This is a genomic window from Embleya australiensis (genome assembly GCF_051903075.1).
Taxonomy (GTDB): Bacteria; Actinomycetota; Actinomycetes; order Streptomycetales; family Streptomycetaceae; genus Embleya.
The window spans coordinates 1,135,523-1,155,222 of the sequence record NZ_CP182423.1 but is presented as its reverse complement, the minus strand read 5'-3'; the positions used below and the strand labels follow the sequence as shown (position 1 = coordinate 1,155,222).

Annotated in this window: 17 protein-coding genes and 1 pseudogene; 8 read left to right on the top strand and 10 right to left on the bottom strand. The window is 72.2% G+C overall.

What is annotated here, in order from left to right:
- Positions 1-35 precede the first annotated feature (35 nt).
- Positions 36-956 (bottom strand): LysR substrate-binding domain-containing protein, encoded by a 921-nt coding sequence (locus ACMXN5_RS35255; RefSeq protein ID WP_439678962.1) that lies wholly within the window; start codon positions 954-956, stop codon positions 36-38.
- Between the two features lie 86 nt (positions 957-1,042).
- On the opposite strand from ACMXN5_RS35255, the gene ACMXN5_RS35250 reads away from it, so the two are divergent.
- Positions 1,043-2,380: an aspartate aminotransferase family protein gene (locus ACMXN5_RS35250; RefSeq protein WP_439678961.1), complete on the top strand. Its 1,338-nt coding sequence runs from the start codon at positions 1,043-1,045 to the stop codon at positions 2,378-2,380.
- Positions 2,381-2,499: 119 nt separating this feature from the next.
- A complete protein-coding gene (locus ACMXN5_RS35245) occupies positions 2,500-3,147 on the top strand; it encodes a TetR/AcrR family transcriptional regulator (RefSeq protein WP_439678960.1) in 648 nt (215 codons plus the stop codon).
- 14 nt (positions 3,148-3,161) lie between these two features.
- On the opposite strand, the gene ACMXN5_RS35240 is transcribed toward ACMXN5_RS35245, so the two are convergent.
- Both ACMXN5_RS35240 and ACMXN5_RS35235 read right to left on the bottom strand, forming a co-directional pair.
- Complete coding sequence (locus tag ACMXN5_RS35240; protein WP_439678959.1) at positions 3,162-4,346, bottom strand: GDSL-type esterase/lipase family protein; 1,185 nt, start codon at positions 4,344-4,346, stop codon at positions 3,162-3,164.
- 41 nt (positions 4,347-4,387) lie between these two features.
- Positions 4,388-4,960, bottom strand: a complete 573-nt coding sequence (locus tag ACMXN5_RS35235; protein WP_439678958.1) for a TetR/AcrR family transcriptional regulator — start codon at positions 4,958-4,960, stop codon at positions 4,388-4,390.
- Between the two features lie 406 nt (positions 4,961-5,366).
- Here ACMXN5_RS35235 and ACMXN5_RS35230 point away from each other — a divergent pair, with 406 nt between their 5' ends.
- On the top strand, positions 5,367-6,932 hold the full coding sequence (locus tag ACMXN5_RS35230; protein WP_439678957.1) for an ABC transporter substrate-binding protein: 1,566 nt from the start codon (positions 5,367-5,369) through the stop codon (positions 6,930-6,932).
- A gap of 78 nt (positions 6,933-7,010) precedes the next feature.
- Here the strand turns inward: ACMXN5_RS35230 and ACMXN5_RS35225 are convergent, their stop codons facing one another.
- Complete coding sequence (locus ACMXN5_RS35225; RefSeq protein ID WP_439678956.1) at positions 7,011-7,649, bottom strand: Uma2 family endonuclease; 639 nt, start codon at positions 7,647-7,649, stop codon at positions 7,011-7,013.
- Between the two features lie 123 nt (positions 7,650-7,772).
- On the opposite strand from ACMXN5_RS35225, the gene ACMXN5_RS35220 reads away from it, so the two are divergent.
- On the top strand, positions 7,773-9,473 hold the full coding sequence (locus tag ACMXN5_RS35220; protein WP_439678955.1) for a DUF885 domain-containing protein: 1,701 nt from the start codon (positions 7,773-7,775) through the stop codon (positions 9,471-9,473).
- Positions 9,474-9,569: 96 nt separating this feature from the next.
- Here the strand turns inward: ACMXN5_RS35220 and ACMXN5_RS35215 are convergent, their stop codons facing one another.
- Both ACMXN5_RS35215 and ACMXN5_RS35210 read right to left on the bottom strand, forming a co-directional pair.
- Positions 9,570-10,751 carry a cytochrome P450 gene (locus tag ACMXN5_RS35215; protein ID WP_439678954.1) on the bottom strand — a complete coding sequence of 394 codons (1,182 nt, stop codon included), beginning with the start codon at positions 10,749-10,751 and terminating at the stop codon, positions 9,570-9,572.
- A 307-nt stretch (positions 10,752-11,058) separates the two neighbouring features.
- Complete coding sequence (locus ACMXN5_RS35210; RefSeq protein ID WP_439678953.1) at positions 11,059-12,651, bottom strand: amidase family protein; 1,593 nt, start codon at positions 12,649-12,651, stop codon at positions 11,059-11,061.
- Positions 12,652-12,849: 198 nt separating this feature from the next.
- Between ACMXN5_RS35210 and ACMXN5_RS35205 the strand changes: the two genes are divergently transcribed.
- Positions 12,850-13,707 carry an oxidoreductase gene (locus ACMXN5_RS35205; protein WP_439678952.1) on the top strand — a complete coding sequence of 286 codons (858 nt, stop codon included), beginning with the start codon at positions 12,850-12,852 and terminating at the stop codon, positions 13,705-13,707.
- A 33-nt stretch (positions 13,708-13,740) separates the two neighbouring features.
- Here the strand turns inward: ACMXN5_RS35205 and ACMXN5_RS35200 are convergent, their stop codons facing one another.
- The gene (locus ACMXN5_RS35200) at positions 13,741-14,292 is read right to left on the bottom strand and encodes a GNAT family N-acetyltransferase (protein WP_439678951.1); all 552 of its coding nucleotides are present in this window, start codon (positions 14,290-14,292) and stop codon (positions 13,741-13,743) included.
- A 243-nt stretch (positions 14,293-14,535) separates the two neighbouring features.
- Here ACMXN5_RS35200 and ACMXN5_RS35195 point away from each other — a divergent pair, with 243 nt between their 5' ends.
- The gene (locus ACMXN5_RS35195; RefSeq protein WP_439678950.1) at positions 14,536-15,357 is read left to right on the top strand and encodes an alpha/beta fold hydrolase; all 822 of its coding nucleotides are present in this window, start codon (positions 14,536-14,538) and stop codon (positions 15,355-15,357) included.
- 21 nt (positions 15,358-15,378) lie between these two features.
- Here the strand turns inward: ACMXN5_RS35195 and ACMXN5_RS35190 are convergent, their stop codons facing one another.
- Positions 15,379-15,798, bottom strand: coding sequence for a MerR family transcriptional regulator (locus tag ACMXN5_RS35190; protein ID WP_439678949.1), 420 nt, complete (start codon positions 15,796-15,798; stop codon positions 15,379-15,381).
- A gap of 103 nt (positions 15,799-15,901) precedes the next feature.
- Between ACMXN5_RS35190 and ACMXN5_RS35185 the strand changes: the two genes are divergently transcribed.
- Positions 15,902-16,642: an SDR family oxidoreductase gene (locus tag ACMXN5_RS35185; RefSeq protein ID WP_439678948.1), complete on the top strand. Its 741-nt coding sequence runs from the start codon at positions 15,902-15,904 to the stop codon at positions 16,640-16,642.
- 221 nt (positions 16,643-16,863) lie between these two features.
- On the opposite strand, the gene ACMXN5_RS35180 is transcribed toward ACMXN5_RS35185, so the two are convergent.
- Together ACMXN5_RS35180 and ACMXN5_RS35175 are read right to left on the bottom strand one after the other, a co-directional pair.
- Positions 16,864-18,027: a cytochrome P450 gene (locus tag ACMXN5_RS35180; protein ID WP_439678947.1), complete on the bottom strand. Its 1,164-nt coding sequence runs from the start codon at positions 18,025-18,027 to the stop codon at positions 16,864-16,866.
- Positions 18,028-18,114: 87 nt separating this feature from the next.
- A pseudogene (locus ACMXN5_RS35175) lies at positions 18,115-18,546 on the bottom strand (PP2C family protein-serine/threonine phosphatase); the annotation flags it as partial.
- A 204-nt stretch (positions 18,547-18,750) separates the two neighbouring features.
- Here ACMXN5_RS35175 and ACMXN5_RS35170 point away from each other — a divergent pair.
- On the top strand, positions 18,751-19,695 hold the full coding sequence (locus tag ACMXN5_RS35170; protein WP_439681350.1) for an endonuclease/exonuclease/phosphatase family protein: 945 nt from the start codon (positions 18,751-18,753) through the stop codon (positions 19,693-19,695).
- Positions 19,696-19,700 lie beyond the last annotated feature (5 nt).

The following is a 19,700-nucleotide window of genomic DNA, read 5'->3' as shown; positions in this document are numbered from 1 at the left end:
GACGGATTGCTTATGCGCATAACATTATCCATGCGTCAGGAGCGGCCCGGCGGCGGCGGTGGTGGTGGTGCTTGCGGGCGGTCGCGGAGTACGTCCAGCACCGCCCGGACCGCGGCGCGTTGCGGTGAGCCCCGGCGGATCGCGGCCGTGATCGTCCGGGTCTGCGGGGTGGCCAGTTCGCGGGTGAGCACCCGATAGCGGTGGTCGACCGCCAGGCCCGGCAGCAGCGCGATGGACAATCCGGCCTCGACGTGCTGGAGCGTCATCATGTAGTTGCTGAACCGGCACACCACCCGCGGCTCGAAGCCCGAGCGGCGGCACAGGCGCAGCGCGAGGTTGGCCATGTACGACTGCGGCATGTCGAACGCCCACGGCTCGTCGGCGCAGGCCGCCAGGTCCGCGGTGCCGCGCCCGGCGGCGGGATGCCCGGGCGGGACCACCAGCACGATCGGGTCGGTGCCCAGCGGGACCAGGTCGAGGTCGGGGCCCAGCGGCAGTTCGTCGAAGTCGGTGGTGGTGATGATGACGTCCGCGTCGCCGACGCGCAGCGCCGGCATGCTCTCGTGCGGTTCCAGCTCCAGCAACTGCACGTCCAGGCGCGGGTGTTCGCGGGCCAGCCGGGTCACCGCGGGCACCGCCATGGAGTGGATGGCGCTTTGGAACGCGCCCAGGCGCACCAGTCCGGCCGGTTCGTCGGCGAAGCCGCGCAGTTCCTCCTCGACGCCGTCCATGTGGTCGAGGATCGCTCGGGCGCGGTGGGCGAGGATCAGCCCGGCCGAGGTCAGCCGTACCCGGCGGCCGGTGCGCTCCAGGAGGCGGGTGTGGGTCTCGGCCTCCAGGACGGCGAGCTGCTGGGAGACGCTGGACGGGCTCAGGTTGGCCGCCTGGGCGACCGCGCGGACGGTACCGAGGGTGTGCAGTTGGCTGAGCAGCCGCAGCCGCCAGGGGTTCATCATCCGGCCATTGTTGTACGGCAGAGCCGAACAGCGAGGCCACAATCGTGCGCTGGACGTGTGCTTCGGGCCCGATCTACCGTCGGGACATGGCTGCTTCGACCACTTCCTCGTCGTCCTTCGCCGACCCGTTCTGGACCGACGCCGAGCGGCATCTCGTGCGCTACGGCGGCGAGTTCACGCGCGAGATCATCGACCGTGCCGCCGGGAGCTTCGTGTTCACCGCCGACGGCCGGCGCATCCTCGACTTCACCTCCGGGCAGATGAGCGCGATCCTGGGTCACGCGCATCCGGCGATCGTGGGCACGGTGCGGCGGCAGGTGGCGACCCTGGACCACCTGTACAGCGGCATGCTCAGCCGTCCGGTGGTCGACCTCGCCCGGCGGCTGGCCGAGACGCTGCCGGATCCGTTGGAGAAGGTGTTGCTGCTGACGACCGGCGCCGAGTCGAACGAGGCGGCGATCCGGATGGCCAAGCTGGTCACCGGCCGGCACGAGATCGTCTCGTTCGCGCGGTCCTGGCACGGGATGACCCAGGCCGCCGCGTCCGCGACGTACAGTGCGGGACGCAAGGGCTACGGGCCGGGCGCGCCCGGCAACTTCGCCATTCCGGTGCCGAACGTGTACCGGCCGGACTTCGTCGCGGCGGACGGAGCGCTCGACTGGCGGCGGCAGCTGCACTTCGCTTTCGACCTGATCGACGCGCAGTCGACCGGCAGTCTGGCCGCGTGCCTGGTGGAGCCGATCCTCAGCTCGGGCGGCATCATCGAGTTGCCGGTCGGCTATCTGGCGGCGCTGCGCGACAAGTGCCGGGAGCGCGGGATGTTGCTGATCCTCGACGAGGCGCAGACCGGCCTGTGTCGCACCGGGGACTGGTACGCGTTCGAGCGCGACGGCGTCGTGCCGGACATTCTCACGCTGTCCAAGACGCTCGGCGCGGGGCTGCCGCTGGCCGCGGTGGTCACCAGCGCGGAGATCGAACAGCGGGCGCACGAGCGGGGGTTCCTGTTCTTCACCACGCACGTCGCCGACCCGCTGCCGGCGGCGGTGGGCAACACCGTGCTGGACGTGCTGATCGCGGATCGGCTGGACGAACGGGCCCGATCGCTCGGCGCGTTCCTGCGTCGGGGGCTGGTCGAACTCGCCGAGCGTCACCCGGTGGTCGGCGACATCCGCGGTCGCGGGCTGCTCGCCGGCCTCGAACTGGTCGTCGACCGGGACGACGCGAAGCACGGCTCCGACGAGTTGGGCGCGCGGGTCACCCGGCGCTGTCTGGAGTTGGGGCTGCACATGAACATCGTGCAACTCCCGGGCATGGGCGGGGTGTTCCGGATCGCGCCGCCGTTGACCGCGACCGAGGACGAACTCTCGCTCGGGCTGGGCATCCTGGACGAGGCGATCGGCGACGTGTGCGCGGGGGTGCGGTAGGTGGGCGGGGCCTGTGGCGGGTGGGCCTGCGCGGTGGCTTCCGGAAGGAGGTTCAGGTTTGTGATAGCTTCTAACTGAAATGCGGGGATGTGGCTGCGTGTGCGAAAAGGTGGCGGGTCATGGCGGAAACCGAGGCGAACACCCCGCGTGAGCGCTACCGGACGCAGGTGCGGACGGAGATCAAGCAACACGCGTGGGAGCAGATTGCCACGGCGGGTGCGTCCGCGCTCTCGCTCAACGCGATCGCCAAGCAGATGGGCATGAGCGGGCCCGCGCTCTACCGCTACTTCGCCGGCCGTGACGAGCTGATCACCGAGTTGATCCGGGACGCGTACCGCAGCATGGCCGACGCCGTCCGGGTCGCCTTCGAGGGCGGCGCCGACGTGGCCGAGACGGCGCGCGCCATGCGCCGGTGGGCGCTGGCGGATCCGCAGCGCTACCTGCTGATCTACGGCACGCCCGTCCCCGGCTACCACGCCCCCGACGACATCACCGCGATCTCCGCCGAGATCATGACCACCCTGCTCGACATGTGGAGTGCGCAACCGCCGGCCGAGCACGCCACGACCGCGTTGGAGGCGCACCTGGCGCGGCACCGACGCTGGGCGGGCGAGCACCCCGCGCCGCCGGCCGTGCTGCACCGGGCCCTGATCTTCTGGACCCGGCTGCACGGCGTGCTGTCCCTGGAACTCGCCGGCCACTTCGTCGGCATGGAGTTCGACCCGGAACTGCTGTTCGAGGCGGAGATCGCCGCATTGCAGGGGTAGCGCGGACGGCGAGGTCAACCGGCCCCGGCGGACAGCGGGCCGGCGGGGCCGAAGGCGAGGCGGGCGAACCGTTCGCCGATGCGGCGGTGGGCGGCCGGGTCCGGGTGCAGATCGTCGGGCAGCGGGAGTTCGGCCTGGTCCGCCGCGCCGTACAGGTCGAGGCCGTCGAGGTGGTGCAGGTTCGGGTCGTCGGCGGCGCGCCGTGCGACGATCCGGGCCAGCTCGTCCCGGATCACGGTCAGGGTCAGCCGCCCGGCGGCGACCTGCGCACGATCGCCCGTGGCCACGAACCGCAGGCGCCCCTCGCCGAACGCGGCCGGGTCCACGGCGCACGGCCCCGGGGTGTGCTCATGGATGGCGCAGTGGATCGGCGAGACCACCAGCAGCGGGGTGTCGGGGTGTCCGTCGCGGATGGTGTCGAGGAATCCGTGCACCGCCGGGCCGAACGCCCGCAGCCGCATCAGGTCCGCGTTGACGATGTTGATGCCGATCTTGAGGCTGATCAGGTCCGCGGGGGTGTCGCGCATGGCGCGGGCGGTGAACGGGTCGAGCAGGGCGCCGCCGCCGAAGCCGAGGTTGATCAGCTCCACGCCGCCCCGGGCCGCGGCCAGGGCCGGCCAGGTCCCGGTCGGGGTGGTCGCGTTGGAGCCGTGGCTGATCGAACTGCCGTGGTGCAGCCACACCTTGCGCCCGTGCGCCGGCGCCGCGTGGATGGCGGCGTCGCCGCGCAGCGCGACCAGCTGGGTGCTCTCGTCGTGCGGCAGCCAGATCTCGACGTGCTTGTCGTGGGTGGGCAGGTCGGTGAAGCGCAGGGTGCGCACCGGGCCGGGCCGGGTGTGTGCGGTTCCGCCGGCCGGGTCGATGGTGAGCGTGTCGCCGTCGGGCACGCTCGCCCGGGCGGTGAGGCTTCCGTCGACGAGGAGTTCGTACACGCCGTCCGGGCGCGGCGGGGCTCCGGGGTAGACGCGCTTGCCGGCCACGACGTCCAGTTCGAGGACGGCGGCCCGGGTGCGCAGCGCCAGTCGTACGCCGGAGGGTTGGGACTCGGCCATGGCCAGTTGCCCGTCCGGGATCTGCCGGCGGGCGTGCGCGGGCAACCGGTGGGGCACCACGCCGCGTTCGGTGTGCTCCAGGTCGAGGGCGCCGCGCAGCAGGTCGGCGGTGATGGGGGTGGTGGTGTGGGCGTACGGGGTGTGCATGGGCTCGGTCTCTTCGTTCTGCGGAGATGGCGGGGGAGGGGTCAGGAGGTGGTGGGCCAGGTGCGCAGCAGGCCGTCGAGCGCGTCGAGGATCGCGGTCCAGCTCTGTCCCGAGTCGGGGGAGCTGTGCTCGAAGCCGCCGGCGGACTCCAGGTCGACGAAGCCGGCGAAGACGCTGCCCAGCAGCCGGACGGCGTGCGTTTGGTGCGGTTCGGCCAGGTCGTATCCGCGCAGCAGCGCGCGCATCATCCGCGCGTGCCGGATGCCGGCGCCGGCGGCGGCCGGCTCCGGGTCGAGCCGGTATCGCGCGGCGGCGAAGCGGCCCGGGTGGGCGAGGGCGTAGTCGCGGTAGACGTTCGCGAAGGCGGTCAGCGCGTCCTTGCCCGCGCGTCCGGCGATCGCGGCGGAGGCCCGGTCGGCGAGTTCCTCCAGCGCGAGCAGCGCGATGCGGGTCCTGAGGTCGTGGGCGTTGGCGACATGCGAGTACAGGCTCGCAGTCCGCACGCCGAGCCGCCGGGCCAACTCCGCGGGCGTCGCCTGCGCGAACCCGACCTCGTCGGCCAGCTCGGCCCCGGCCCGCACCACGTTTTCGGTGGTCAGCCCCACGCGCGTCATGCCCGGCCTCCTCATCCACTCTCGGATTCACCTGAATGGATTATGTGCATGCCTAATGTGTTTAGGCAAATGGCATGCCTGGTTGGACCGAGTGGGCTCTCGGTGCGGAGGCGCGCGGCGGATGGCGTGAAGACTGCCCGGCATCGTGGTGTCTCGGGTTGGCGATTCGGACGGACTCGGTGATCGCTCTTCGTCCGCGGCGACGATTCGAGGTGTTCGGGCGCTGCCTACCCTGAGCGTCCACTGCGGCAGTCGCGCCGTTCTCCGAGGAGGTATCCAGCATGGGACGATCCGATGCGGTCGGGTCCGGTGTCCGGACGGTGGATCCGAGCATTCGTACGTCGATCGCCGCCGCATCGGGGGGCGAAGGGCGTACGTGCTCCGCCGTTCCCGCCGGTGGTGCACGATGAGAGGCGCCGCGCGGGCGGCGGCCGGCGCGGTGGCCGTGGGGATGCTCGCCACCGGATGCGGCGGCACCGGAGCGTCGAGCGCGGGCGGGAGCGACACGATCACGATCGGTATCTCCGAGGACCCCGCCAACCTGTCTCCGCTCACCTCGCTGTCCAAGATCACCTCGCTGATGACGCGGTTCTCCTACGACGCGCTGGTCAACACCACGGTCGACGGGCAGATCGTCTCCGGCGTGGCCGAGAAGTGGGAGTCCGATCCGCTGTCGGCCACGTTCACCCTGCGGCGCGACGTGCGGTGCGGCGACGGCCGGATGTTGACCGCGTCCGCCGTCGCGGCGCAGTACAACTACATCGCCGACCCGAAGAACACCTCACCGCTGTACGGCCTGGCCGTGACGCCGGGAACGGTCGCCACCGCGGACGACGCCACCAACACGCTCGTCCTGCGCACGCCCGAACCCACCCCGTTCCTGCTGCGCGGCGCCTCGCAACTGCCGCTGGTGTGCCCCTCGGCGCTCGCGGCGCCCGACTCGCTCAACCACGCCACCGACGGCACCGGCCCCTACCGGCTCGTCGAGGCTGCGACCGGTGACCACTTCACCTACACCAAGCGGCCCGAATACGTCTGGGGGCCGGGCGGCGCGAACTCCACCGAACTGCCCGAGCGGCTGGTGTTCAAGGTCGTCGCCAACCCCTCGACCAGGGCCAACCTGCTGCTGGGCAAGCAGCTCGACATCGCCTCCGTGACCGGCGCCGACCGGGTCCGGCTGACCGCGGCGGGGCTGAAGTACCGCGTCCAGCGCGACCCGTACGGGATGTTCCTGTACAACGAGGCGCCCGATCACGTCACCGCCGATCCCGCGGTGCGCTGGGCGCTGACCGCCGCGCTCGACCTCAAGCAGCTGGGGGCGGTGGCCACCGGCGGCAAGGGCTCGGCGCCGACCCGGGTCGCGGTCACCATGCTGCCGACCTGCCCGGCGGACGCGGTGAGCGCCAACATCCCGCCGCACGACCCGGCGCGCGCGGCGGCCGCGCTGCGCGGGGCCGGGTGGACCAAGTCGGGCGGGCACTGGACCAAGGACGGCAGGCAACTGTCCATCGTGCTGCCCTACTCGGCGACGGCCGGCTCGGAACTGCTGTCCGCGGTGGAGCTGGCGGTCGACCAGTGGCGCTCGTTCGGGGTCAAGGTCAACCGTCGGCCGCTCACCGCCGGGATCACGGGAGAGGTGCTGGCCTCCGGGCAGTGGGACATCTCCTGGACGCCGATCACGCTGACCCAGCACGACCAGCTCGTGCCCTTCTTCAGCGGCGCCAAGGCGCCCGACGGGCTCAACTTCGGCGGCGTCGACAACCCCGAGTACCAGCGCCGGGTGGGCCTGGCCATGAGCAAGCCGGACGTCGCCGGCTGCGACGAATGGACGGCGGCCGAGGCCGAGTTGGTCAAGCGGGTCGACGTGATGACGTTCGCGGACATGCTGACCCCGTACTTCGCCACGCGCGGCACCACATTCGCCATCGACGGCGCCGGAATCGACCCGATGTCACTGCGCCTGAAGCGCTGAGGCCGGTGGAGGTGCGGGTTCGGCCCAAACCCGTACCTCCACACGACCACGCGACGAGCCGCCGCATCCGAGCGGGGGTCAGAGGAGGTCCTTCATGAACTCGGTGGGCCAGGCAGCGGAGAAGGGTTTGGGGAGCCAGACGGGTTCACCGACATGGAAGACGGTCGGGGCCGGGTAGATGCCGTGGATCGCGTCGCGGAAGAGCAGCACCTCGCCCCTGCGGCGGTCGACGACCAGGTACAGCGGGATGCCGCTCGCGGCGTACTGGCGTGGCTTGGCTGCCGGATCGTCACGGTCGAGGTCCTCGCGGCGGGTGGAATTCGACGTTACCTCCACCAGCATCAGGATCCCGGCGGGGGACATGGCCTTGCCGGCTCGGACCAGGACGCGGCGGGACGGGTCGAACACGACCAGGTCGGGGGTGCGCTCGGACGCGCCGAACTCCACCGAGGTGTTCTCCCGCAACGCCCGCTCGGCGGCGCCCTCGCGCGGCAGGGAGGCGAGGAAGGAGCGCAGGTTGTCCAGGATGTCCCCGTGCGCCGCGTCGGGTGCGGTCATCATCACGATGCCGTGTGGCGTCGATTCGAACGTCACTGGTTCGGCCAACGCGGCGAGTTCGGGTACCTCGCGTACGTGGTCGAGAATGCGGCCGGCGACGAAGGCGATGTAGTCGGGATCGTGGACGTCGGGCGCGTGTTCGGATTCGGCGGGATCCATGCTCACAGTCTAGTGAGCGGGTCCGCGCCTTCCGGGCTCTCGCGGTTGCTCGGCGTTTGTCGGTTGTCGGTTGTTCGGACAACGGGCGTGACGTGGGGGTTGTCGGCGTATGAGGATGGGGGTATGTCAGTCAACAGTGTTCCGCTTCCGCGTCAGGTTGCCGACTCCTATGTCGACGAACTCGTTGTGCTCGATCCGGTGATGGGGACGTTTCTCGGGGTTGCGGAGTGTTCCGGGCGGTTGCCCGATCTGTCTCCCGAGGGGCAGGAGGCGCGGGCCGCGTTGGCTCGGGGCACGCTTGCCGCGCTCGCCGAGGCCGAGCGGCGGGAGGGGGCGGAGGTGGCGGTCGAGCGGCGGTGTGCGCGGCTGTTGCGTGAGCGGTTGACGGCCGAGTTGGCCGTGCACGAGAGCGGGGAGGGGTTGCGGACCGTCGGGAACATGGGCACGCCGATGCACTTCGTGCGTGAGGTGTTCACCGTGACGCCCGCGGAGACGGACGCGGACTGGGTCGCGATCGTCGAGCGGCTGCGTGCGGTCTCGCACGCGCTTTCGGGCTACCGCGAGTCGCTGGAGCTGGGCCTGGAGCGCAAGTTGTACGCGGCGCCCCGCCCGACCGGGGCGTGTGTCGCCCAGCTCGGCGAGTGGGCCGACACCGACGGCAACGGGCGCGGCTGGTTCGAGGACTTCGTCGCCGCCGGCCCGCAGGCCCTGCGCGCCGAACTCGACGAGGCCGCACGCGCGGCGACCGCCGCCGTGGTGGAGCTGCGCGACTGGATGCGCGACGTGTACGCCCCCGCCGTCGCCGACGCCCCCGAGGTCGTCGGGCGCGAGCGGTACGCCGTGTGGTCGCGGTACTTCAACGGCGCCGACCTCGACCTGGACGAGGCCTACGCCTACGGCTGGTCGGAGTACCACCGCCTCCTCGGCGAGATGCGCCACGAGGCGGAGAAGGTCCTGCCCGGCGCCGCGACGCCGTGGGCGGCGCTCGCGCACCTGGACGAGCACGGTACGCACATCGAGGGCGTCGACGAGGTGCGGGCCTGGCTTCAGGCCCTGATGGACGAGGCGATCGACCACCTCGACGGCACCCACTTCGACCTCGCCGAGCGGGTGCGCCGCGTCGAGTCGTGCATCGCCCCGCCGGGAAGCGCCGCCGCGCCGTACTACACCCAGCCGTCCGAGGACTTCAGCCGCCCCGGCCGGACCTGGCTGCCGACGATGGGCCGCGACCGGTTCCCGGTCTACAACCTCGTGTCGACCTGGTACCACGAGGGTGTCCCCGGCCACCACCTCCAGCTCGCCCAGTGGGCGCACATCGCCGGCGACCTGTCCCGCTACCAGGCCACCGTCGGAGTGGTCAGCGCCAACGCCGAGGGCTGGGCGCTGTACGCGGAACGCCTCATGGACGAACTGGGCTTCCTCACCGACGCCGAGCGCCGCCTGGGCTACCTCGACGCGCAGATGATGCGCGCCGCGCGGGTGATCGTCGACATCGGCATGCACCTGGAACTGGAGATCCCGGCCGACGCGCCGTTCCATCCCGGCGAGCGCTGGACCCCGGACCTGGCGCAGGAGTTCTTCGGTGCGAGCAGCAGCCTCCCCGACGCCTTCGTGGACAGCGAGTTGACCCGCTACCTGACCATGCCCGGCCAGGCGATCGGCTACAAGCTCGGCGAACGCGCGTGGTTGTCGGGCCGGGAGAACGCCCGACGGGCGCAGGGCGCGGCGTTCGACCTGAAGGCGTGGCACATGAGCGCGCTGTCGCAGGGGTCGCTGGGTCTGGACGATTTGACCGACGAACTCTCCGCGATTCCCGCGCCGTAGGCCGGACCCGCCCGCGGTTCCCGACCGGATCGGCTGTACCGGTCGGGATCCGCGGTGGGCGGGCCATACGGTGGGCGGGCCGTGCGGTGCGACGGGCTACGCGGCGACGAGCGGGAGGGTGTGCAGGCCGCGCAGGATGTTGTGGACCCGTCGCGTGGGCGCCCGGTCGGGCGCGGCGGCGAGGGTGTGGAAGCGGCCGCCCAGGGCGGTGAGCACCGCGTCGAGTTCGAGGACGGCCAGGTGGTTGCCGGCGCACTGGTGCACGCCGAGGCCGAGCGCGAGGTGGTCGCGGCTGTCGGGGCGGGTGATGTCGAACGTGTCGGCGCTCGGGCCCCATTTGGCGCGGTCGCGGCCCGCCGAGCCGTAGAGCAGGAGGAGTTGTTCGCCGGCCGCCACGACGGTATCGCCGATCCGGATGTCGCGGGTGGCGCGGCGGCCGAACCACTGGATCGGGGCCTCCATCCGCAGCGCCTCGGCGAAGACCGCGTCGCCCGGGACGGCGCGCTCGCGGATCAGGCGCCACTGCGCGGGGTGTTCGGCCAGCAGGTGCAGCGCGGTGGTGACGGCGTGGATGGTGGTGTCCATGCCCGCGACGGTGTAGGAGAGCATCAGCGGGACGGCCTGGGATTCGTCGATGTCGCCCCGGTCGGCTGCGGCGTGGATCGCGCCGAGCCAACTGTCCGGCGCCACCCGCCCCCGTGCGGCGAAGCGGTCGAGGTAGGCGAACATCTCCTCGGCGCGCGGAAACGCGGCCCGGGTGCGCGCGGTGTCGGGGCCGAAGGTGTCGAACGTCGCGTCGGCGAGGTCGAGCAGCCGGGCGCGGTCCCGGTCGGGTAAGCCCATCAGGCGCATGACCGTGCCGGAGACGAACGGCGCGGCCAGGTCGGCCACGCCGTCGAAGACCTCGCCGCGCGGGAGTGCGTCGACCAGTGCGCGGGCGTGCGCGTACATGTCGGCGGTGAGGGATTTCAGCGCCCTGGGGGCGAGTTGGCGCGAGAGCACCCGGCGCAGGCGCGCGTGGGCGGCGCCGTCGGTGCCCACCACGGTGTCGGTCAGGACCCGCTCGTTGACCTGCTCGGTCAGGGCCAGGGCCCGTTCGCTGGAGTAGCCGATCGGATCGCGCAGCGCGTCGGCGACGGCCGCGTGGCGCGGCAGGGCCCAGACGGCGTGCGCGTCGAGCCGTACGGCGGGGCCGAGTTCGCGCAGCCGGGCGTAGGTCGGATAGGGGTCGGCGAGGACGGCGTCGTCGAAGAGATCGATTCCGGAGGAGACGTGCACGATGGCCCCTTTCGTCGCGAGGCCGGAGCCCGCGTGTGGTGCGACCGCCGCCGACGGTGATCGGAAGGCAGGGCGGCCATGATCGGCCGAGCCCGGACCCCGGTCAAGGGCGCACGGACGCACGAACGGCGCAGCCGGGCGCCCCATGCGGACCCGGCCCCTCCGGGGGGTCCGGGACCGCGGGGGCGCCCGGCTGCTTCGGTGCCGCCGATCGGCGCGACGCCGCCTTGCGGCGGCGGGAGTTCGGGTGGGGCGAGCCGGCGGGCCCGGCCGGGAAAGGAGGTTCGGGCGGGCCCGTCGGTGGGGGTCAGGAGCCCATGGTCGGCAGGTACCGCGGGGCGCGCCAGGCGTGGAGGTGGTGTTCGATCGAGGCGCCCAGGGACAGGAGTTCGCCGTCGCGCAGGTTGCCGGTCATCAGGAGCAGGCCGATCGGGAGTTCGCCGACGGAGCCCGCCGGTACCGACATCGACGGGTATCCGGACACGGCGGCGGGAGTCGAGGACGGGATCACATCGTTGTCGCCGCGCGCACAATCGGTGGTCCAGGCGGGCGGGTTGGTCGGCGAGGCGATGGCGTCGAGCCGTTCGGCGGCCAGCGTCTCGTCGATCGAGCGGCGGGCCAGGTCCGTCAACTCGGCGCGCATCGCCCGGTATCGCGGGTCGGTGGTGGGCGGCGCGACCAGGGCCTGTTCGAACAGCTCCTGGCCGGCGAAGCAGGTCTGCTCGGCCGGGTGGGTGCGGTTGAACTCGATCAGCGCGGCGAGATCGCGCGGGCCCTCGCGGGTGGCCAGGTAGGCGTCGATGTCGCGGTGGAACTCGCTGAGCAGCGCCGGGAATTCCAGTTCGCCGATGCGCTCCTGGTAGGGGAGCTTCACCTCGACCACCTCGGCGCCCGCCGCGCGCAGGCGCCCCGCGGTGCGGGTCATCAGCGCGTCCACGTCCGGGCCGAGCGTGGGCAGGCGCCACAGCCCGATGCGCTTGCCGCGCAGCCCGTCGGGGCGGGCGGAGGCGGCGGTGAGGTCGAGCGGGTCGCCCGGGCGCGGTACCGGGCCCTCGGCGAGCACCGCCAGGGTCAGCGCGGCGTCGGTGACGTTGCGGGCCATGGGTCCGGCGGTGTCCTGCTCGGCGGAGATCGGCACCACGCCGGACTGGCTGACCACGCCCAGGCTGGGTTTGACGCCGACCACGCCGTTCGCCCCGGAGGGGCACACGATCGAGCCGTCGGTCTCGGTGCCGATCGCCACCTGCGACAACGACGCGGCGAGCGCGGCGCCGGAACCGGCCGACGAGCCGCAGGGGTTGCGGTCCAGGACGAACGGGTTGCGGGTCTGGCCGCCCACCGCCGACCAGCCGGAAGTGGGCCTGGCGCCACGGAAGTTGGCCCATTCGGACAGGTTGGTCTTGCCCAGGATCACCGCCCCCGCCGCGCGCAGCCGGCTCACCAGGACCGCGTCGGCGTCGGGCGGGCTGCCGGCCAGTGCCGTCGAGCCGGCGGTGGTCGGCAGGTCGCGGGTGTTCACGTTGTCCTTGAGCAGGACGGGGATACCGTCGAGCGGACCCCGGCTCTGCCCGCGCCGATGCCGGGCGTCACTGGCGGCGGCCTGGCGCAGCGCGGTCGGGTCGGTGCGCAACACCGCCTTGATCGTGGGATCGACGGTCTTGATCCGCCACAGGTAGGCGCCGGTGAGCGCGGTCGAGGTCAACGATCCGCGCGCCATGCGGGTTTGTAATTCCGGGATGGTCACGGTGTCGAGATCGATGCCCAACCTCGGCGGCGCGCCCGCGGCCGACGGTGTGCCGTCCGGGCCGGCGGCGGCGTCCGCGTGGGCACCCGGAGCGCCGGCGAACAGGCAGCCGGCGACCAGGGCGGTGACCAGTGGGGTGACTCGTCTCTTCGTCATGGGAAAGACCATGGGAGCCATCGCACTACACGGCCGATGTCCGACACAAGCACCGCCGGTGTCGCCGGGACGAGGTCGTCGGGGGGATTTGGTGGTGCTTCGAGAGGATTGGCTCCGGGGGCGGGGGGACGAATGGGGCCGATGGGAGCCCTGCGGCAAACATCGGCAAGTGGGTGCGGGGCCGTTAGGGTGTCGCCCGTGATCACACAGCGATGGACATGGGGCGGCGATACGAGCGTCGCCAGGATCGGCTACGGGGCGATGCGGTTGACCGGGTGGCCGCAGGGCGAACCACTCGCCAGGGACACGGCGTTGGCCATTTTGCGGCGGGCCGTGGAACTGGGCGTGAACCACATCGACACTTCCAACTACTACGCGCGCGACGGGATCTCGGCCAACGAGCTGATCCGGGAGGCGCTGCACCCCTACCCCGACGACCTGGTGATCGTGACCAAGGTGGGCGCGCTGGTCGAAGGCGCGGACGTGGCGCGGCCGGCGGCGGACAAGACCGGACTCACGCCGGACAACCTGCGCCGCGGCGTCGAGGCGAACCTGCGCTCGCTCGGCGTGGACCGCCTGGACGTGGTGAACCTGCGGATGGGCGACCTCGACCGGAGCCTGACCCCCCTGGCCGGGCCCCTGGAAACCCTGCTCGCGCTGCGCGAGGAGGGCCTGATCCGGCACCTGGGCATCTCCAACGTCACCGCCGCCGAGTTCGCCCAGGCCCGGACGATCGCGCCGATCGTGTGCGTCCAGAACCTGTACAACCTGTCCCGGCGCGAGGACGACGCACTGGTCGACGCCTGCGCGGCGGCCGGCATCGCCTACGTCCCGTACTTCCCCGTCGGCGGCTTCCAACCACTGGCGGCCGCCCGCCTGGACGCGGTGGCCGCGCGCCACGGGGCGAGCGTGTCGCAGGTGGCGCTCGCATGGCTGTTGGCCCGCTCGCCCAACATCCTGCTCATCCCCGGGACCGGCTCGCTCGCCCACCTGGAGGAGAACATCGCCGCCGGCGCACTGCGGCTGACCGAACAGGACCTGGCCGAACTGGGTTGAGCCGGCCCCGGGTCGAGGACGGCGCGGCGGCGGCTACGGGTCGGAGCGGGTCAGCGCGTACAGCACGACGTCGACCCGGCCGCCGTGCAGGCGGCCGGCGTTGCGCAGGATGCCCTCCCGGTGCAGGCCCGCCCTGACGGCCGTCTTGCGCGCGGGGATGTTCCCGACGGCGGCCCGCAGTTCGAGGCGTTCGAAGCCCTGCTCGATCAGCAGCCAGTGCCCGAGCTCGCGGGTGGCCCGGGCGGCGATCCCACGTCCGCGAGCCCACGGGGCGACCCAATGGCGCACCTCGGTGACCAGGTCGTCCCAGTCGGTGCGGCGCAGCCCGATCGCGCCGAGCAGTCGGTCGTCGGCCGGGTCCGCGATCACGAAGTGGATGCCGTCGCCCGACTCGCGCCGGGTGTGCGCCGTCTTCGTGCACCAGTCGACGGCCGCCTGTGGCGAGTACGGGCGCGGCAGCGGTATCCAGCGTTGGATCACCTCGTCCGCACAGGCGGTTCGGGTGTCCTCGACATCGCCGGCGGTGAACGGTCGCAGAGTGATCGGGCCCGCGGGCAGGACCCGTTCGGGAAAGACGTCGCTCACGGACAGGATTCGCCCCCTCGTCTCGAGTCGCACGATTGTGTCGCCCCGACCGGGCACGGCGTAAGGGTCCCGCGCGGAATTCACCCGCTGCGCCCAATTCCCAGTCCCCGCCGGAGCGGCGCGGATGACAGTGTTGCTCCGTGCGGGGGACGCCGGCGTCCGGGAAGGCCGGACGCGCGTTCGCGGTTCACCGAGACGCGGAACGGCGGATCCTCCGCACGGCCCGAGCAAGGAGACGGCGGCATGCCACACGTACGGTTGAACGGCGCGGATCTGTACTACGAGGTCACGGGCGAGGGCGACCCGCTCGTCCTGGTCCACGGCTCCTGGACCGACCACACCGGCTGGGGGCCGATCCTCCCGGCGCTCGCCGCCTCCTACCGCGTGCTCGTGTACGACCGCCGGGGCCACAGCCGCAGTACCGGCGGGACCGGACCGGGCAGCCGCTTCCAGGACGAGGACGACCTCGCGGCGCTGCTCGAACGGCTCGACCTGGGGCCGGCGCACGTCGTCGGCAACTCCTTCGGCGCCTCCACGGCCCTCGGACTGGGCGCGCGCCGACCCGAGTTGTTCCGCAGCCTGGTCGCGCACGAGCCGCCGCTGTTCGCGACCGTGGCGAACGACCCGCAGCTGCGGCCGCTGATGCGCGTGGCCCAGGATCGGATCGACGCGGTGGTCGAGCGGCTGAGCGCGGGCGACGACCGGGGCGGGGCGCACCTGTTCGTCGAGGAGGTCGCGCTCGGGCCGGGGATGTGGGAGCGGCTGCCCGACCGGGCACGCGAGACCTTCGTCGGCAACGCGGGCACGTTCCTCGACGAGCTGAACGATCCGCACTGGGACGAAATCGACGTCACCGGGCTGTCCGCGCTCACCGTCCCCGTGCTGCTGAGCTATGGCACGACCAGCCCGCCGTGGTACGCGAAGATCGTCGGCGGCCTCGCCGAAGCGATCGCACACGCGCGGATCCGCACCCTGGACGGCGCCGGACACGTTCCCCACACGACCCACCCGGAGCTGTACGTCGCCACCGTGACGGGTTTCCTGGCCGATGTGACGGCAGGCTGACCCGCAAGCGGCCGGCCGGGCTCAGCCTCGACGGCCGAGCCCGGCGCCGAGGCCGAGATCGCGGCCGGCCTGCTCGGCGGGCACGCCCTCCGAAGCGGTGTCGATCACCTCGTCGAGCACGTCGCGAGAGCGCAGCAGATCGGTGATCATCGTGTCGATCCGCTCGCGCTCCGCGGTGAGGTTGACCAGCAGTACCGGCGTGGCTCGCTCGTTCGCACGGCCGTCGGTGTCCCGGATGCAGGGCAGCAGTTCGGCGATCTTGCGGCTGTGCAGGCCGGCGGCGTACAGGGTCTGGATGCGGATCACCCGGTCGACCGCCCACTCGCCGTACTCCCGTTGGCCGCCGGGGGTGCGTTCGGCGCGCAGCAGGCCCTGGGCCTCGTAATAGCGCAGGGAGCGCTCGCTCACCCCGCTGCGCCGGGCCAGTTCGCCGATCCGCATGTCCGCACCTCGCCGTGAACGACCGCTTGAACCTGACACTGATGTCAACTCCTACTCTGCCGGCACGACGAACACAGCGTCCACGCAGGAGGAGGAGACGACGATGGGTGATCCGACCGGCAGGGTGGCACTGGTGACCGGCGGCAGCCGAGGCATCGGCGCGGCGATCGCGAAGCGGTTGGCGGGCGAGGGGGCGGCGGTCGCGGTGACCTACGTCGACGCGGCCGACCGGGCGCGCGCGGTGGTCGAGGAGATCGAGGCGGCCGGCGGGCGGGCCGTGGCCGTACGGGCGGACCTGACCGAGCCCGACGCCGCGGCCGAGGCGGTCGAGCGCACGGTCGCGGAACTGGGTCGCATCGACATCCTGGTGAACAACGCGGGCTTCCTCACCTACGGCCCGCTCACCGAGGTCTCCGACACGGAACTGGACCGGGTGCTCGCGGTGGACATCCGGTCCGTGTTCACCGCGGCGCGGGCCGCGGCCCGGTACATGGGCGAGGGCGGGCGGATCATCGGCATCGGATCGTGCTTCAACGGGCGGGTGCCCGGGGCGAACTTCGTGCTCCAGGCGACGGCGAAGTCGGCGCTGCTCGGGCTGACCAAGGGCCTGGCCCGGGAGTTGGGTCCGCGCGGGATCACGGCCACCCTCGTGGACCCGGGCCCGATCGACACCGACATGAACCCCGCCGACGGCGACAGCGCCGACTTCCAACGATCCCTCACCGCCCTCGGCCGCTACGGCCAAGCCGAGGACATCGCCGCCGCGGTGGCCTATCTGGCGGGCCCGGGTGGTCGATACATCACCGGCACCACCCTCGCGGTGGACGGCGGATACACCACCTGAGGCCGCGTCGTTCCCGTCCGCGAGACAACGGGGGCGGACGGGGACGCGTCGCCCGGCCGGGGCCCGACCGGGCTCCGGCCGGATGAACGGCCCACACGGCGTGGGTACTTCCGCCGTGCGGGCCGCTCGGGTCGGGCGCGGTCAGCGCCACGGGTCCTTCGGGTTCCAGATCAGCGGCGGCGTGTTGGTGAGAATGCGCCGGATGACGGCCATCATGGTGGTCACCTCCTCTTCGAAGCGGACGAACCGGTAGGGGACTTGGTGGTGCGGCTCAGGGTGAACGGGCGCGGCGCGGCGGCGTTGGTCACGACCGGCCGCGCCGCACCGCCGACGACGCTCAGGCGGGCGTCGTCGGCCAGCGCCGCCACCGTGTCGGTGGCCATGGTCTGGGCGATGACGGCGCCGCCGCACACGAACGGGCCCGTGCTGAAGGGCAGATACGGGCCGCACGCCTGCGGTCGGGCCCAGCGTTCGGGCCGGAAGAGATCGGGCCGACTCCAGCGCCGTTCGTCGTGATGCAGGAGGTAGGGGCTGACCGACAGGATCGTGCCGGGCGGCAGCGCCACGCCACCGAACTCGACGGCGTGCGGCGTCGGGCGGCCCACCATCCATACGAACGGACGATGCCGCGCGGCCTCGCGCACGATCCACTCGGCGGGCCACGGCCACGGCTCGCCCGGCACGCCGTGCAGACCGGCCAGCAGCACGCTCCAGGCCACGGCGTAGCCGACGTTGCCCACGATCGACCGGTACAGCAGCAGGTACAGCTCGGCCACGACCGGGTCCGGCGTCTCCTCGGGACAACCGCCGATGACGGCGTCGAGCAGATCGCGCGGCTCGCCCGGATCGACGCCGCGTGCCCGGCGTCGCGCGATGTCTCGGGTCAGCGCCGCGAACAGCCTCGGGCGCAGCAGCTCCGTGCGTACCCGGCCGCGAATGGTGGGTGAGCGGATCAGCAGACCGGCGCCGACGGATCGCGCCAGCAGGAGCCGCAGTTCGGGGGGCGACGTCGGATGCAGCAGCAGGTCCGCCAGACATCGATACACCAGCGCGGGGCCGGCCTCGGGCCATCGTGCGCTCGTGGGGAGTTCGGCCACCGCCTCGGCCAAGTTCCGGCGATACTCGGGTAATCGCGGTCGGATGGTGTTGCGTATCGTGTGGCCGAGCGCGATCTGGGCCGATCGCGAGGGCAACAGGTCGCCATAGAAGGTGGACAGCCCTCCGTTGAATTCCGGATCGCGCAGCACCACCAGGGCCAGGTCCGAGTCGCCCACGCACCAACCGCCCCAGGGCAGTGGGAAGACATCCGTGGCACGAGCGCGGGACAGGCCGTCGAGAAATCCCAACGGATCCCGGTGGAACTGACGCAGATCTCCCCTACCCATCGAGCGGTCTCCCCCTCCGGCAGGCGGCTGTCGGCCACGGCGGACGCACACGCCCGCCCGCCCCGCGACAGGACCGGCGACCTCACGTCAGTATCGGCCGCCCCCGGCTGCCGAACAAGGCGGCAATCCAGCCGAATCGCCCCCCGCGACACTAGGTTCGACGACGTCGGCGACCACGCAGCTGACGTTGTCGGGGCTGCCGCAGTCGTTGGCGAGGGCGACGAGTTCGCGGACGGCGCGGCCGGGGTCGGGGGTCTCGGCGAGCACGCGGTGGATCTCCTCGGGCGGCACGACCGTCGACAGGCCGTCGGAGCAGAGCAGGTATCGATCACCCCGGCGAGCGTCCCGCAGCCGCAGGTCGGGGGTGGCGTCGCTGCCATGGCCCAGGGCCTTGAGCAGCAGTGATCGCTGGGGGTGGGAGGCACCCTCCTCCGGGGTGATGCGACCCTCATCGACCATCGACTGCACGATGGTGTGGTCCTGCGTGACCTGGAACAGCCTCCCGCCGCGCCGGAGGGCGCGGCGCGGCACGTCGGCGGGGTGAGCGGTCGCGTTCCCGGGGGCGGGGAGGGCCGACGTGTGGGGCGGTGTCGGCCGTGGCGTCCGGGTGAAACGGTGGGGTGTGTCCGGGGATTCGGCGGGACGCGGAGGCGGATCGCGCGGAGACTGGGTGCGGCCGGGCGTACGCGCGGCATGCCGGACAGCAGGAGGTGCCCCATGCGGGTGACGTTGGCGACGTGGAACCTCGAGAACCTGTTCCTGCCGGGGGAACAGGACGGCCCGAAGACGCAAGCCGAGTTCGACGCGAAGCTGGATTCGCTCGCGGCCACGATCGATCGGCTGAACCCGGACCTGCTCGGGGTACAGGAGGTCGGCAACCCGGACGCGCTGCACGACCTGGTCGGCCGCCTGGACGGGACGTGGCACACCGAGTTGTCCGCGCACCCGGACGGCCGGCGGATCCGGGTGGGGTTCCTCAGCCGACACCCGCTCACGGTGACCGCCGATGTCACCGCCTTCCCCAGCCAGTTCACCCCGCTGCAGACCGCGGACACCGGCGCGCCGCTGAACGCGATGGGCCGCGGCGGGCTCGCGGTCACCCTGGAACCGGTGCTCGGTCGGACCCTGCACGCGGCGGTGTGCCACCTGAAGTCGAAGCTGCTGACCTATCCGGGCAATCGGCACAGCCCGAAGAACGAGGGCGAACGTGCCCGCTACGCCGCGTACGCGCTGTGGCGGCGTGGCGCCGAGGCGACCACGATGCGTGCCCTGGCGGACGAACTCCTCGGTGGCGACGGTCGCACCCGCGACGTGATCGTGATGGGCGACCTCAACGACACCCCGCTCGCCGCGACCACGCAGATCCTGTACGGCCCGCCCGGCTCGCAGATCGGCACCGGCGGATTCGAGCATCCGGACAAGGCCGACGCGGCGCGGTTGTGGAACCTCGGCCTGAAGATCCCCGTGGAGCAGCGGGTCTCCCGTGTCTTCGAGGGCCAGGGCGAACTGATCGACCACCTCCTGGTCAGCCACCAACTGCTGCAACGCCTCGAGGAGGTGTTCACCGGCGCCGACGGCCCGCTGCCGTCGATCAACGCGCAGCCCGTCGAACGCCAGGGCGCGGCCGGCTCCGACCACGCCCCGGTGGCCGCGCATCTGACCTTCTGAAGCCC